Source organism: Comamonas sp. 14P8.1.4 (assembly GCF_057799285.1).
The window spans coordinates 55,829-69,293 of sequence record NZ_JBYOKN010000008.1; the positions used below are offsets into that span (position 1 = coordinate 55,829).

The following is a 13,465-nucleotide window of genomic DNA, read 5'->3' on the forward strand; positions in this document are numbered from 1 at the left end:
CCCTTTGTTTAGCCCGCAGTCACTGCCAAGCGCGGTATGACGCACTGAGGTTGTGCGCACCTTTTTTGGATTGAAGCGATGAAATTTTCCAACCTGAACATTGGTACCCGCCTGGGGCTGGGGTTCGCCATTGTGCTGGCGTTTGCCGTCGTGATCACGGCCATCGGCATGTGGCAGCTGCATTCGGTGGGGCTGGCCACGAAGCACATGATGCAGGAGCCCCTGTCCAAGGAGCGACTGATCAGCGACTGGAACAGCAATGTCAGCGTGGCTGTGGCGCGCACCACAGCGATTGCCAAGAGCAGCGATGCGAGCCTGGTGCCTTTCCTGGCGGCAGAAGCAGCAGCCACGGCCAAGAGCACGGCCGATGTGCTCAAGCAGATTGAACCCCTGATTTCGCAACCGGCCGAGCGTGAGACCTTCGACAAGATCATGGAGGTGCGTAAGACCTACATAGCCAGCCGTGACAAGGTCAGCCAGCTCAAGGCCGATGGTCTGTCGGATGAAGCGGAAACCATGCTGGTCAAAAACTTTGTGCCCGCTGCCCAAGGCTATCTGAAGCTGCTGGGTGAGCTGCTGCAGATGCAGCGCAGCAGCCTGGATGCCAAAGCCGCTGAAGTGGCTGCGATTGAAAGCACGAGCCAGACGTATTTTGTGATTTTGGCGGTGCTGGCCGTAGCCCTGGGTGCGCTGTGCGCCTGGCGCCTGACGGTGGGTATTACGGCCCCGCTGCGCAACGCCGTGGCCGTGGCCCGCCGTGTGGCCGATGGCGACTTGAGCACCCAGATCACCGTCAGCGGCACCGATGAAACCGGCCAGCTGCTGCAGGCGCTGCACGACATGAATGCCAGCTTGGGCAAGCTGGTGGGCCAGGTGCGCCAGGGCACCGACAACATTGCCACCGCTTCCAGTGAAATTGCCTCGGGCAACCACGACCTGTCCTCGCGCACCGAAGAGCAGGCCAGCGCCTTGCAGCAGACCGCTGCGTCGATGGAGCAGCTGACCTCCACCGTCAAGCAAAACGCTGACAACGCCAGCCAGGCCAACCAGCTGGCCCTGTCCGCCTCGGACGTGGCCGTCAAGGGTGGCCGTGTGGTGGCCCAGGTCGTGGAGACCATGAGCGCCATCAGCACCTCGTCCAAGAAAATCGCCGACATCATTGGCGTGATCGACGGCATCGCCTTCCAGACCAACATCCTGGCGCTGAACGCCGCCGTGGAAGCGGCCCGTGCTGGCGAACAAGGCCGTGGCTTTGCGGTGGTGGCTTCGGAAGTGCGTTCGCTGGCCGGTCGCAGTGCGGAAGCGGCCAAGGAAATCAAGCTGCTGATCAACGCCTCGGTCGACAAGGTCGAAGAAGGCAGCGAGCAGGTCAGCCAGGCTGGGCGCACCATGGACGAGATTGTCAGCAGCGTGCAGCGCGTGACAGACATCATGGGCGAGATCACGGCGGCCAGCCTGGAGCAGACCAGCGGTATCGAGCAGATCAACCGCGCCGTGGCCGAGATGGACATGGTCACCCAGCAGAATGCGGCGCTGGTGGAAGAGTCGACCGCAGCGGCCCAGTCCATGCAGCAGCAAACCGGTGATCTGTCGCAGATGGTCAGCGTCTTCCGCCTCAAGCAAGGGGAAGGCCAGGGGGTCATCGCCGCCAGCTTGCGTCTGCGCTAAGGCTTTGGTGAAACCCTGCTGGGGCGCGAGGGCCCCAGTCGCCGAATATGAATTTATTTAATTTCAGTAAATACTGAAAACTGTGTATATTTGAGGCGTCGGGTGGGGTTTACCCGAACGCTTGTTATTGATAGCCACCTCATACCCATGAGGTGGCTTTTTTTCACCCCTGCCAGGGTGAGCGGCCGTCAGGCTACCGGGGCCAGACGCTCTTGGCGGTAGCCAGTGGTGGCATGGGTGCTGCCATCGTCAAAGACCAGGGTGCGCTCGGGCCAGCGCAGGGCGGCTAGTTTCATGTGGGCGTGCGGGCGGTCAAAGGTGCGAGCCTGGGCGCGGGCGCCCACGGAGTAGTCCACGCAAAACACATTGCCGTGCTGGCCGTGCCAGGCATAGGGGGGGGTGTGGCGGAACAGCCCTTCGTGCGTGGTTTGCGCAGGCAAGGTGGAGCGCCAGTAGTGGCCCACCACCACGGGGGGGGTATCGCCATAGGTGTTCCACCAGGGCATGCGCTCGACAAAGCGCCATTTGTTGCCGGCAAAAAAGGGCTCGGGCGTCTGGCGCTCCAGCCCGCAGGTCAGCACTTTGAGGGGGTTGATCAGCGCCTTGTTCAGCTCATTGTCGCAATGCGCTTTGAGGAAGGGGGGGCAGCGCTGCCCATCTTCCAGGCTGTGCGGCCAGATGGCTTTTTCTTCGGCCATGTGGTCGGCAATGCGCAGCGCGGCCGCCACCTCAGCGGCATGCTGCTCACCCCGGTCGTATTCGGTGCGGGCGCTGCCCAGGGCCATGGCACGGGCCTTGGCAATGTCCGGGGCGTGCCAAGCGGCGTGGATGATGCGCAGGTCCTCGCGCTCCAGCCCCAGCGGCAGGCTGTTCAAAAACGTTTCAATGCGCGCGCGCTGCAGGGTGTTGGTGGCACGCGCAAAGTGGGTGTAGTTGGCGGTGTCGCTGGCCACGCGCTCGTCAAAGAACCAGCCGGCGCCGTCCTTGGCGTCATGGCGCAGCAGATTGATTTCATGGTTGCCCGCAATCGCGCAGGCGTTGCCACCTTCGACCAGGCTTTGCACCAGTTTGACCACGCCGGGGCTGTCGGGGCCACGGTCGACAAAGTCACCCACAAACACCAGGGTGCGCGACTGTGGATGGCGCCCGGTTTCGTCATAGCCCAGATGGCGCAGCAAAGCCTGCAGGGCATGCAGTTCACCGTGGATGTCTCCCACGATGTCGAGCGGGCCAGGGGGCAGGGGCTGAATCAGGCTCATGGCGGCAGTGGCTTTCCATCAAAAAAACGCCTGGCAAATTGTGCACTGGCGTTCCATATTGTTGCAATGCAGCAAAAACGTCAACCCGGCGTCCCCCTGACCCTGTGACGTGTTTGGTGCAGGCGGTGTTCGGTTTTAACGTTGGCGCTCGTAACGCACAAAGCTAAACGGCAGGCCCTTGGCGCTGACGTGGTCTTGGCGGGCGGTTTCGCGCCACTGTGCATCCAGCACGGGGGCGTGGGCATCGCCAGCAAAGTCCTGGTGAATGATGGTGACTTCCACCACGTCGGCCAGCGGTAGGGCTTGGGCGTAAATCTGGGCCCCGCCCATCACCCAGACGGTGTCGCCGTGGTGCGCACCGGCGTGCAAGGCTTCTTCCAGGCTGCTGGCGCGCACCACGCCTTCGGCGCTCCAGTCGGTGTTGCGCGTGACGACGATGTTGGTGCGCCCGGGCAGGGGGCGAAAGCGCTCGGGCAGCGAGTCCCAGGTCTTGCGGCCCATGACCACGGGGTTGCCGCTGGTCAGCTGCTTGAAGTGGGCCAAATCCTCGGGCAGGTGCCAGGGCATGGTGTTGTTCAAGCCAATCACGCCATTGGCGGCGCGCGCGTAAATCAGGTGGATGGCCATGGGCGCAACTCTTTGTCTGTATCTAAAAAGAGAGCTGCCAGCGCTGGATATTTACAGACTTTGGATGGTTTTCTATCTGAAGTCTAGGAAAGACGTGCGCAAGCAGCTCTTGTTTGGATAGTTTTAAACCGCCACCTGGGCTTTGATGGCCGGGTGGTGTTCGTAGCCCAGCACTTCAAAGTCTTCAAACTCGTAGTCGAAGATGGAGTCAGGCTTGCGCTTGATGTTGAGGGTGGGGTAAGCCAACGGCTGGCGCGCCAGCTGGGTCTCAACCTGCTCAAAGTGGTTGTTGTAGATGTGGCAGTCGCCACCGGTCCAGATGAAGTCGCCCACTTCCAGATCGCACTGCTGCGCCAGCATGTGGGTCAGCAGCGCGTAGCTGGCAATGTTGAATGGCACACCCAGGAAGATATCGGCGCTGCGCTGGTACAGCTGGCAGCTCAACTTACCGTTGGCCACGTAGAACTGGAAGAAGGCGTGGCAAGGCATCAGCGCCATCTGGTCCAGATCGGCCACGTTCCAGGCGCTCACGATGATGCGGCGGCTGTCGGGGTTGTTTTTCAGGGTTTTGACGACTTCGGCAATCTGGTCGATGTGTGTGCCATCGGCCTTGGGCCAGCTGCGCCATTGCACGCCATATACGGGGCCAAGGCTGCCGTCTTCACGTGCCCACTCGTCCCAAATGGTGCAGCCGCGCTCTTGCAGCCACTGCACATTGCTGTCGCCACGCAGGAACCACAGCAGCTCATTGATGATGGATTTGAGGTGCACCTTCTTGGTGGTCACCAGCGGAAAACCTTCGGACAGGTCAAAACGCATCTGGTGGCCAAACACGCTGCGCGTGCCGGTGCCCGTGCGGTCACCTTTGCTCACACCCTGCTCGTACACATGGCGCATAAAGTCTTCGTACTGCGAACGAACTGGGCGGTCTGTGGAGGATGTCATGCGGAATCTCTTAAAAAACAAAACCGCCCTGCACGAAGCAAGCTGAGCTTGCGGCGGCGCGGGCGGCCGATGGGGCATTGTGCCATGAGCGCCATGGCGACCCCGGCCACGGGGTTGAGTGGGCATATGCGGCGTTGGCGGACAGACACTCTGGCGCTTTGTTTTCACAATACGGTCATCAAGTTTGAATAAAAACCGTTGAAAGCGCTTGTCAGGTCAGCGCTTGTAGCTATGGTTTTCATTGCGTTACCGCGAGGAGGACAACGATGAAAAGATTCATGCTCAGCCCTTGGCACACCGTGTGTTTGATGACTTTGGTGGGCGTGCTGGCCGCTTGCGAGCCCACCCCGCCCACGCCCAAGGCCGCGCAGACACCGGCTGCAGCGCCGGACGCCAAACAGCCGGAGGCCACCACCGGTGCCGTGCAGGGCCTGGAAGGCGATGCTGCATTGGTGGCACAAAGCGCCGCACAGCCTGCGCCAGGCGCGGCAGGATCGCTGCAAGCGCTGAGCGCCTATGTGGGCAGCTACCCCAGTGACAGCAATGTGAGTTTTCTGGAGCAGGGCGTGCTGGCTGACCGCCTCAAGCAGATGCTGGGCAAGGACTACGCCACGCTGCTGAGCAACTTGCGCACCGTCAGCCCGCTGACTGAAGATGCCGGGCGCTGGTTCATTACCGGCAACCACCCGCACGAGGGCGGCACCGAAGCGGCTGCCGTGGTGGTGGATGCGGCGCAGAACGCGGTGCGGGTGTGGATGCTGCACGCCGGCCAGGTGCTGGAGCGGGTGGACCCAGCCCAGGCACAGGTGCCCTGGCCCAAGGATGTGCAAACCATGCAGCGCAACCAGATGCACCAGCCCAAGGGCTGAGCATGTGGGCCAGCAGGCCAGGCGAGGTGGCGATGACGCGCTCGCTTGGTGCACACCGTCCGGCCATGCTGCTCATCCCCAACAAAAACGCCACGATGTTTCGTGGCGTTTTTGTTGGGTGGTGAGTGCTAAAGGGTACCGAAGCGCAGCTCGAATGACGTCGAGGTATTCGGACGTGCGCGGATGTACTTCAGGTGCGCTCAGACCTTCAGCACGCAGCCGGGGTTCATCGTGCCTTGCGGGTCCAGCGCCTGCTTGATGGCGCGCATCATGCCCAGCGCCACGGGGGATTTGTAGTGCTCCAGCTTGTCAGCCTTGAGCGCGCCTACGCCGTGTTCGGCAGAGAACGAGCCGCCAAACGCCGCCACTGCGTCGTAGACCAGGGTGTTGACCAGGTCTTCCTTCTCACGCAAAAACGTCTTGCCGTCTTCCCCTTCGGGCACCTGCACGTTGTAGTGCAGATTGCCGTCGCCCAGATGGCCGAAGTTGACCAGGCGCACCCCGGGAATTTCGCGGCGCAGCACGGCGTCGGCATGCTCGACAAAGGCGGGAATGCGCGAGGCCTGGATGGAAATGTCGTGCTTGATGTTCAGGCCTTCTTCGGCCTGTGCCAGGGGAATGCTCTCGCGGATGTGCCACAGCTCGTGCGCCTGCGCCATGCTCTCGGCCACCACCGCATCCAGCACGCAGCCGTCTTCGAGCGCCAGCTCCAGCAAATGCTCAAAGCGGGCGCGGGCATGGGCTTCTGATTCGCTGTCGGAGTTTTCCAGCAGCACGCAGTAAGGGGCTTCGGCCATGTCGGAAAATGGCACGCGCAGCTGGGGCATGTGCTTGACCACCAGCGACAGCGCAAACTGGCCCATCACCTCAAACCCGGTCAAGCCAGCCGCCAGTTGCTGGTGCGCCAAGCCCAGCAGGCGAACAGCCGCTTCCATGCTGGGCACAGCGGCAAAGGCCGTCAGTTGCGCTGCAGGTTGGGGAAAGAGCTTCATGGTGGCGGCGGTGATGATGCCCAGCGTGCCTTCACTGCCGATGAACAGGTCACGCAGGTCGTAGCCGGTGTTGTCCTTGCGCAGGCCGCTCAGGCCGTCCCAGATCTCTCCCTGGGGGGTCACCACTTCCAGCCCCAGGCACAGCTCGCGCGTATTTCCATAGCGCACCACCTGCGTCCCGCCTGCGTTGGTGCCCAAATTGCCACCAATCGTGCAACTGCCTTCGGCGGCCAGTGACAGGGGGAACAGAAAACCGGCTTGGTCCGCCGCCTCTTGCAGGGTTTGCAGCACGGTACCGGCTTCCACCGTCACCGTCAGGTTGTCGGCGTCCAGCTTGCGGATGGCCTGCATGCGCTGCAGGTTCAGCACCACCTGCTGGCCCGAGTTGTCGGGGGTGGAGCCGACCGACAGGCCGGTGTTGCCGCCCTGGGGCACGATGGTCACGCCCGCTGCCGCGCAGGCCTTGACCACGGAGGCCACCTCGGCGGTCCTGCCTGGGCGCACCACGGCCAGCGACTTGCCGTGTACGCGCTTGCGCCAATCTTGTTCATAGGCGCTCAGGTCCCCTTCGGTAAGGACATGGGCAGCGCCCACGGTGTGGCGCAAGGTATCGAGCAAAGCAGAAACAGTCATGGGAGGCCAATTGGCGCACGCAGGCGCACAGAGAAAAGTCACAGGGAAAGCAAGCGGGAAACAGGCGCCATCCTAAGCCCGCCCAGCGGGGCTGGAGTCGGGCCGGGCGCCAAGCCGCCAGCAAGGGTGTAAGCCTAGGGGATTGCGGGTGGTGCAACAATTGAAATAAATTACTCAGTTATGCCAGTTTTTCCGAATAATCTCAGCCTGCGCCAATTGCGCGCCTTTGACGAAGTGGCGCGCCAGGGCGCTTTTGCCCCGGCGGCACGTGCGTTGTGCATCACGCAGTCAGCGCTGTCCGAGTCCATCCGCCAGCTGGAGGAGGCGCTGGGCATGCGCCTGTTTGACCGCACCACGCGCACCGTGGGGCTGACCAGTGCAGGCCAGGCGTTTTTGCAGGATGTGCGCCAGGCCTTCGACACGCTGGAGCAGGGCATTCAGCAGTTGGGCGACCTGGCGGCGCACCGGCGCGGCAAGGTGCGCATAGCCGCAGCCCCTTCGGTGCTGACGGTGCTGCTGCTGCCCGCCCTGCCGCAGTTGCGCGCCGCGCACCCCGGTATTGAGGTCGATTTGATAGAAGACAGTGCCGAAGGCATTGCCCAGCGCGTGCGCGATGGGCTGGTGGATTTTGGCGTGGGTGCCGCCCACCCCGTGGGCAGCGAGCTGGTGACCCAGCCGCTGGTCAGCGATGCCATGGGCCTGGTGGCCCGGGCCGATGAGCCTTTGCTGCATGCCCCGCAGCTGCAGGCAGCCGATTTGGCGCACCTGCCGTTTGTCGGTCTGACCACGGACACGGCCATCAGCCAGTTGCTGGCGGCCGCACCGGGTATGCCGGCCAATGTGCTGCAGACACCGCTGCGTGTGTCCAACCCTGCGCTGCTGTTCGATGCGGTGCGACTGGGTCTGGGGGTCAGCCTGATTCCTGCGCTGACGGCGCAGCACCCGGCACGCGGTACGCTGGGTTTTCGCGTGCTGCAGACGCCGCAGATCGTGCGCAGCACCTTGCTGATTCAGCGCCCGCGCCGTGCGCTGTCGCCGGCGGCGCAGCTGCTGTGCGATGCCGTGGCCGCCCAGGTGCAGACGCTGGCGCAGCAACCGGGCATGGCGCTGGGGTGATGGGCCTCAGGCCTGGGCCTCAGGCCTGGGCGGCGGCCTTGGCGGCTTTCTGGCGCAGGCGCACGTGCAGGGTGCAGGCCACAAACAGCAGCAGGCACAGCGCAATTTCAATCAGCGCCAGCCAGCTGCTGGGCGCGGGGTCGCTCCAGGCGCGCACTACCCCTTCGGTGAAGTACAGCCACACCACCAGGCTGACCCAGCGGTAGGTGTACATGCGATGCTTGAGCAAGCCAATCAGCGGCAGGCACAGCGGCAAAGCCTTGAGCACCATCCAGGAGCCGCCAGGGCGCAGCGGCGCCAGCCACAGCTCCCAGGCCACGCTCAAAACAATCAGGCCCAGCAGGCTGCCTACGGCCAGCCAGCGTGTGGCAGCCACGTCGCTGCCCGGAAGGTTGTTGTTGGAGAAATTCATTGGGATGGCATCATACGGCCCATGCCACTGACTTTTCACCGTGCGCGTCAGCGCGCGCGCCAGTTGCGTGAGACGCTCAAGGCGTTTCCCTGGCGCAATACCTTGCACACGCTCAAAACCCGTTTCAGTGAAGACCAGCTGGGGTTGACGGCGAGCAGCCTCACCTTCACCACGCTGCTGGCGCTGGTGCCGTTCTTTACGGTGCTGCTGTCGGTGTTCACCGCCTTTCCCAGTTTTGGTCGCCTGCAAGAGACGCTGCAGCGCTGGCTGGTGGACAGCCTGATCCCCGGCGAGATTGCCGAGCAGGTGATGGACTACCTGATGCAATTTGCCAGCAAGGCCAGCCAGCTCGGGATTGTCGGCCTGGCCTTTTTGCTGCTGACGGTGGTGAGCCTGATCCTGACCATGGACAAAACGCTCAACCACATCTGGCGCGTGCAGCGCATGCGCCCGCTGGGCCAGCGCCTGCTGATCTACTGGGGCGTGATCACATTTGGCCCCTTGCTGATGGGTCTAAGCATTGCGACCACCTCGTATGTGCTGTCGGCCTCGCGCGGGCTGGTGGCGGTGCTGCCTGAGGGTGTGCAGATGGCCTTCAACTCTTTGGAGTTCTTGCTGCTGTCGGCGGCGATGGCGGCGCTCTACCACTTTGTGCCCAACACCCCGGTGAAATGGCGCCACGCGTGGGCTGGGGGGCTGTTTGTGGCGGCGGGCATGGGGCTGGCCAAGACGGTGCTGGGCCTGTATTTGTCGACCGTGCCCACGTACTCGGCCATCTACGGCACGTTTGCCACGCTGCCGATTTTGCTGATCTGGATTTACACCTGCTGGGTGATTTTCTTGCTGGGTGCCGTGGTGGCTGCCTATATGCCCAGCTTGCTGGCAGGCACCAGCCGTGGTTTGCGCCAGCCAGGCTGGAAGCTGGAGCTGGCGTTGGAGACCGTGGCCGTGCTGGATCCACTGCGGTCGCAGGCGCAGCGCGGTTTGCCCGCGATGGCGCTGGCCAAGCGGCTGCAGGTGGATCGATTGCAGCTGGAGCCCGCGCTCAGCGCGCTGACCGCCATCCGCTGGGTGGGTGCCATGCCGGACGCGGGCACGGCCTACCTCGAAGAGGGCGAGCCGCGCTACGTGCTGCTGGCCGACCCCGATCACACGCTGCTGTCGCCACTGATCGAGCACATGCTGCTCACGCACACGCCCAGCACACAGTCCCTGTGGCACAGCGCGGGCTGGGAAACCACCTTGCTGCGCCAGGCACTGCCGCCCATTGCCAGCGCCGCAGCAGGGGATTCACCAAGCCAGCCCCCAGCGGATGCGTAGCACTCACGTTAAAATAATAGCGTTTTAAGGTGTTAATCCTTGCTGGATAAGCGCTGAGTGCTTCTTTAATTGAAGCGAAGAGTCGTGGCCCGCACAGACACGCATTACGCAGGCGCTGTGCCAACCATGGCTCCCCGACGCTGGTGATGCCGATGGCCCGTATTGGGCTGCGCCCGCAGAGGGTCCGCTGCGACCTGCCACAGGTCCGGCTTTCGGACAAACTTCATATCTACCTACACGCATTGTCAGTGCATGGCCCTAGGCTGTGCGCTGGTGCATTTCTTTTTGTGATTGCTTATGAGCGCATCTGTCTCACTGCCTTGGCAGCAACCTACCTTGGCCCACATGCTGAACGCGCGTGTGGCGGCAACCCCCGCCTTGCCCGCTTACCGTGAATTTGCCGGCAAAGACATGCCCTGGTCGCAGTGGAGCTGGCAGGCCGCAGGCGTTGCCGTCACGCGCTTTCGCTGCGCGCTGCAGCACAGCGGCGTGCAGCACGCCGACCGTGTCGGTATCTGGCTGCCCAACAGCACCAACGCTATGTGCATGGACCAAGCCGGTCTGCAGGTGGGTGCCATCTCGGTGCCTGTGCACACCACCGACAATCCGGCCAGCATTGCCTACATTTTTGACAATGCTGAAATCAGCCTGCTGGTGCTGGCTTCGCTGAGCCAGTGGGAGCGCCTGCGCGCCACCGAATACCCCATGGCCAGCTTGCACACCGTGGTGGTGGCCGAGCTGGCTGAGCCTGTGGCGCACGTTGAGGGCCAGCCCCGCGTGGTGGCGCTGGCCGATTGGCTGCAGCAGGGAGAGGCGCAGGCACAGGCCCCTGCGCCTGCGCTGCCTGTGGCCTCCGATGTGGCGGCCATCGTCTACACCTCCGGCACCACGGGCAAGCCCAAGGGCGTAATGCTCACCCATGCCAATGTGCTGGCCGATGTGAACGCGTTTGTCGAACGCCTGCAGCCCAATGAGCACGACCGCTTTCTGTCGTTCCTGCCGCTGTCGCACACCTTTGAGCGCACCGTGGGCTATTACCTGTCGATTGCCTGTGGTGCATGTACCGCCTATGCGCGCTCGGCCGCCCTGCTGATGCAAGACATGCAGACAGAGCAGCCCACCATCCTGGTGTGCGTGCCGCGCATCTACGAACGCGCCCATGCCAAGGTGCTGGAAAAAGTGCTGGCAGGCCCTGAAGCCGAGCGCCAGGCTTTCCACGACGCTGTGGAATGGGGCTGGGCCAACTTCTGCGCCCGCCAGAACATTACCGATCTGCACAAGCACAACGCGGCACTGATTGGCGCACCCAAGCCTGCTGCGCATGCCGCGCTTACCGCGCAGATTGCCCAGCTGTTTGGCGGCCATGTGCGCATGGCCATCACCGGCGGCGCCGCCATTCCGCACAACACGGCCAAAGACTTTCTGGCGCTGGATGTGCCCCTGCTGCAAGGCTATGGCATGACCGAAACCACGCCAGTGATTTCGGTGGTGACGCTCGACAGCAACGACCCGGCCACCGTCGGTGAGCCTTTGCCTTGCGTGGAAGTGCGCATTGGGGAGCAGCGTGAGCTGCAGGTGCGTGGCCCGATTGTGATGAAGGGCTACTGGAAGCGCCCTGAAGAAACCGCCGCGGCCTTTACGGCGGACGGCTGGTTGCGCACCGGTGATCAGGCGGAACTGGTCAAGGGGCGTATTCGGCTGATGGGGCGCCTCAAGGAAATCATCGTGACTTCCACGGGCGAGAAGATCTCTCCGGCCGACCTGGAGCTGTCGCTGCTGGGAGACCCCTTGATCGAGCAGATCATGGCCTTGGGAGATCACCGCCCTTACATTAGTGCCATTGCCGTGCTCAACGCCGAAAACTGGGCCCTGTTTGCCGCGGAAAACGGCTGGGATGCGAACGATCCGCAGACCTTACGCCAACCGGCGGTGGTGCAAACCATCCTCAAGCGCCTGCAAGCCTTGAGCACCGATTTCCCCAGCTATGCGCAGCCGCGTGCGCTGTTGCTGACCACCGAGCCCTGGAGTGTGGAAAACCAGCTGCTGACCCCTACCATGAAGGTCAAACGCAAGCAAATTCTGGAGCACTACGCCCAGGAGGTGGACGGCCTGTATGGCAGCCGCCGTGCGGTCTGACGCTGGGCGCTCAGCGGGATGGAACAACGGGCCTTCGGGCCCGTTTTTGCGGCTGCCTGCACAAAACGAAGCCCCGGCGCTTGCGCGGCCGGGGCTGGCGGGCTCCACCTAGACTTGGTGCGAAACCGGATACCCAGGTTTTCGGTCTGCGCGCACCAAACTTGAGGCTGCGTTACAGCGGAATGCGGCCCGCCCAGATGTCTGCGTACATCTTCCAGTCGCCCATAAAGCTGTAGAGCGGGCGCTTGAAGCTGGCAGGTCGGTTGTGTTCAAAACCAAAGTGGCCGATCCATGCGCATGCATAGCCCAAGAACAAGCCCAGCAGCACCCACCACGGTTGGCGCAGGTAAATGGCCAGTGCCAAGCAGATCAGGCCTAGCGTGCTGCCGACAAAGTGCAGACGGCGGCAGGTGCGGTTGCTGTGCTCGCTCAGGTAGAAGGGGTAAAACTCGGCAAAGCTGGTGAACGCTTTGGCGTTGACGGCAGGGGTGCTGGTGGACATGGCGGCCTCCGTGGTGATGGGCTTTTCGCCCCCACTTATAGAGACAAGCTGTGGCGCTGTCCCGCTGCAGTGCAATAAAAAAGCCCTGCGGTGCAGGGCGGGCGTGTGACTGTGGTGGCGCTTAAGCGTGCAGGAAATCGCGCACTGCAAACAGTGTGGCGTCGGGTGACTCCGTCATCTGGTTGTGGCCATTCGGAATCATCTGCACCTTCACCTGCTTGCCGGCGGCCTTGGCGGCGTCGATCAGGCCCTTGGCGGCCTTGGGTGGCGTCATCTGGTCTTGCTCGCCCAGCACAAACAACACGGGGGCGGTGATGGAGGCCATGGCGGCTTCGCCACCGGCGTAGCTGTCGCAGGCCACAAAGCCTGCGTGCAGCAGGTTTACATCGGGGTTGCTGGCCAGCACGCGGCGGCCCAGGGCCATGCCGGCGCCAAACACCCAGCTGCCGGCGCCATTGGGCGGCGACAGCGTGGCGCGGGAGAAGGTGTTGACCATGGCAATGGCCTTCTCGGGCGTGTTCAGTGCCGATTCCAGCAGCGCAGGTGCTACCTTCATGGGCGATGCCGTGCCCACCAGCACTAGGTGGCTGATGCGGTCTTGCAGCTTGGCCGCGGCTTCCATGGCAATCAGGCTGCCCCAGCTGTGACCGACCAGGGCGGCTTTTTGCACACCTGCCGCGTCCATCAGTTGGCTGATAAAGGCTGCTGCTTCCTCCACGCTGGCGGGCGCCTTGCCGCCGCTTTTGCAGTGGCCGGGCAGGTCAATGGCCAGCACGTTCCAGCCGTGGTTGGCCACATAGCGGCTTTGCAGTGCCCAGACGCTGTGGTCGCACAGCACACCGTGGATAAAGATGGCCGTGGGCTTGGCAGCGTCGAAGGCCTTGCCGCCGGTGTAAGCATAGATGGAGGCGTTGTTAACTTCTAAAAACATAGCTGTCTCCGCAATATGTATCAGCGCTAGAGGTTGTTTTGACTGGGTATGGTGG

Annotated in this window: 12 protein-coding genes; 5 read left to right on the forward strand and 7 right to left on the reverse strand. The window is 63.0% G+C overall.

Annotated features, from left to right (window positions below):
- Positions 1-78 precede the first annotated feature (78 nt).
- Positions 79-1,668 carry a methyl-accepting chemotaxis protein gene (locus AC27VO_RS12610; protein ID WP_488667064.1) on the forward strand — a complete coding sequence of 530 codons (1,590 nt, stop codon included), beginning with the start codon at positions 79-81 and terminating at the stop codon, positions 1,666-1,668.
- Between the two features lie 188 nt (positions 1,669-1,856).
- Here AC27VO_RS12610 and AC27VO_RS12615 read toward each other — a convergent pair whose 3' ends face one another.
- The 3 genes from AC27VO_RS12615 to AC27VO_RS12625 all read right to left on the reverse strand — a co-directional run bounded on the left by AC27VO_RS12615 (position 1,857) and on the right by AC27VO_RS12625 (position 4,499).
- Positions 1,857-2,927 carry a metallophosphoesterase gene (locus AC27VO_RS12615; protein ID WP_488667065.1) on the reverse strand — a complete coding sequence of 357 codons (1,071 nt, stop codon included), beginning with the start codon at positions 2,925-2,927 and terminating at the stop codon, positions 1,857-1,859.
- Positions 2,928-3,062: 135 nt separating this feature from the next.
- A complete protein-coding gene (locus AC27VO_RS12620; RefSeq protein ID WP_488667066.1) occupies positions 3,063-3,554 on the reverse strand; it encodes a dihydrofolate reductase in 492 nt (163 codons plus the stop codon).
- Positions 3,555-3,677: 123 nt separating this feature from the next.
- The gene (locus AC27VO_RS12625) at positions 3,678-4,499 is read right to left on the reverse strand and encodes a thymidylate synthase (RefSeq protein WP_488667067.1); all 822 of its coding nucleotides are present in this window, start codon (positions 4,497-4,499) and stop codon (positions 3,678-3,680) included.
- Positions 4,500-4,765: 266 nt separating this feature from the next.
- Here AC27VO_RS12625 and AC27VO_RS12630 point away from each other — a divergent pair, with 266 nt between their 5' ends.
- On the forward strand, positions 4,766-5,368 hold the full coding sequence (locus AC27VO_RS12630) for an Ivy family c-type lysozyme inhibitor (RefSeq protein WP_488667068.1): 603 nt from the start codon (positions 4,766-4,768) through the stop codon (positions 5,366-5,368).
- A 200-nt stretch (positions 5,369-5,568) separates the two neighbouring features.
- Here the strand turns inward: AC27VO_RS12630 and AC27VO_RS12635 are convergent, their stop codons facing one another.
- The gene (locus tag AC27VO_RS12635) at positions 5,569-6,993 is read right to left on the reverse strand and encodes an FAD-binding oxidoreductase (RefSeq protein WP_488667069.1); all 1,425 of its coding nucleotides are present in this window, start codon (positions 6,991-6,993) and stop codon (positions 5,569-5,571) included.
- Positions 6,994-7,173: 180 nt separating this feature from the next.
- Here AC27VO_RS12635 and AC27VO_RS12640 point away from each other — a divergent pair, with 180 nt between their 5' ends.
- Positions 7,174-8,109, forward strand: coding sequence for a LysR family transcriptional regulator (locus AC27VO_RS12640; protein ID WP_488667070.1), 936 nt, complete (start codon positions 7,174-7,176; stop codon positions 8,107-8,109).
- Positions 8,110-8,128: 19 nt separating this feature from the next.
- On the opposite strand, the gene AC27VO_RS12645 is transcribed toward AC27VO_RS12640, so the two are convergent.
- The gene (locus tag AC27VO_RS12645; protein ID WP_488667071.1) at positions 8,129-8,521 is read right to left on the reverse strand and encodes a DUF2069 domain-containing protein; all 393 of its coding nucleotides are present in this window, start codon (positions 8,519-8,521) and stop codon (positions 8,129-8,131) included.
- A 21-nt stretch (positions 8,522-8,542) separates the two neighbouring features.
- On the opposite strand from AC27VO_RS12645, the gene AC27VO_RS12650 reads away from it, so the two are divergent.
- Together AC27VO_RS12650 and AC27VO_RS12655 are read left to right on the forward strand one after the other, a co-directional pair.
- A complete protein-coding gene (locus AC27VO_RS12650) occupies positions 8,543-9,841 on the forward strand; it encodes a YihY family inner membrane protein (RefSeq protein WP_488667072.1) in 1,299 nt (432 codons plus the stop codon).
- A gap of 297 nt (positions 9,842-10,138) precedes the next feature.
- Positions 10,139-11,977 carry an AMP-dependent synthetase/ligase gene (locus AC27VO_RS12655; RefSeq protein WP_488667073.1) on the forward strand — a complete coding sequence of 613 codons (1,839 nt, stop codon included), beginning with the start codon at positions 10,139-10,141 and terminating at the stop codon, positions 11,975-11,977.
- 172 nt (positions 11,978-12,149) lie between these two features.
- On the opposite strand, the gene AC27VO_RS12660 is transcribed toward AC27VO_RS12655, so the two are convergent.
- Positions 12,150-12,479, reverse strand: coding sequence for an Mpo1-like protein (locus tag AC27VO_RS12660; RefSeq protein ID WP_488667074.1), 330 nt, complete (start codon positions 12,477-12,479; stop codon positions 12,150-12,152).
- A 121-nt stretch (positions 12,480-12,600) separates the two neighbouring features.
- Positions 12,601-13,410 carry an alpha/beta fold hydrolase gene (locus AC27VO_RS12665; RefSeq protein WP_488667075.1) on the reverse strand — a complete coding sequence of 270 codons (810 nt, stop codon included), beginning with the start codon at positions 13,408-13,410 and terminating at the stop codon, positions 12,601-12,603.
- Positions 13,411-13,465 lie beyond the last annotated feature (55 nt).

What these genes read in the sequence shown, in the direction of transcription:
- AC27VO_RS12610 (WP_488667064.1), top strand. Translation starts at nt 79, where the DNA reads ATGAAATTTTCCAACCTGAACATTGGTACCCGCCTGGGGCTGGGGTTC.
- AC27VO_RS12615 (WP_488667065.1), bottom strand. Translation starts at nt 2,927, where the DNA reads ATGAGCCTGATTCAGCCCCTGCCCCCTGGCCCGCTCGACATCGTGGGA.
- AC27VO_RS12620 (WP_488667066.1), bottom strand. Translation starts at nt 3,554, where the DNA reads ATGGCCATCCACCTGATTTACGCGCGCGCCGCCAATGGCGTGATTGGC.
- AC27VO_RS12625 (WP_488667067.1), bottom strand. Translation starts at nt 4,499, where the DNA reads ATGACATCCTCCACAGACCGCCCAGTTCGTTCGCAGTACGAAGACTTT.
- AC27VO_RS12630 (WP_488667068.1), top strand. Translation starts at nt 4,766, where the DNA reads ATGAAAAGATTCATGCTCAGCCCTTGGCACACCGTGTGTTTGATGACT.
- AC27VO_RS12635 (WP_488667069.1), bottom strand. Translation starts at nt 6,993, where the DNA reads ATGACTGTTTCTGCTTTGCTCGATACCTTGCGCCACACCGTGGGCGCT.
- AC27VO_RS12640 (WP_488667070.1), top strand. Translation starts at nt 7,174, where the DNA reads ATGCCAGTTTTTCCGAATAATCTCAGCCTGCGCCAATTGCGCGCCTTT.
- AC27VO_RS12645 (WP_488667071.1), bottom strand. Translation starts at nt 8,521, where the DNA reads ATGAATTTCTCCAACAACAACCTTCCGGGCAGCGACGTGGCTGCCACA.
- AC27VO_RS12650 (WP_488667072.1), top strand. Translation starts at nt 8,543, where the DNA reads ATGCCACTGACTTTTCACCGTGCGCGTCAGCGCGCGCGCCAGTTGCGT.
- AC27VO_RS12655 (WP_488667073.1), top strand. Translation starts at nt 10,139, where the DNA reads ATGAGCGCATCTGTCTCACTGCCTTGGCAGCAACCTACCTTGGCCCAC.
- AC27VO_RS12660 (WP_488667074.1), bottom strand. Translation starts at nt 12,479, where the DNA reads ATGTCCACCAGCACCCCTGCCGTCAACGCCAAAGCGTTCACCAGCTTT.
- AC27VO_RS12665 (WP_488667075.1), bottom strand. Translation starts at nt 13,410, where the DNA reads ATGTTTTTAGAAGTTAACAACGCCTCCATCTATGCTTACACCGGCGGC.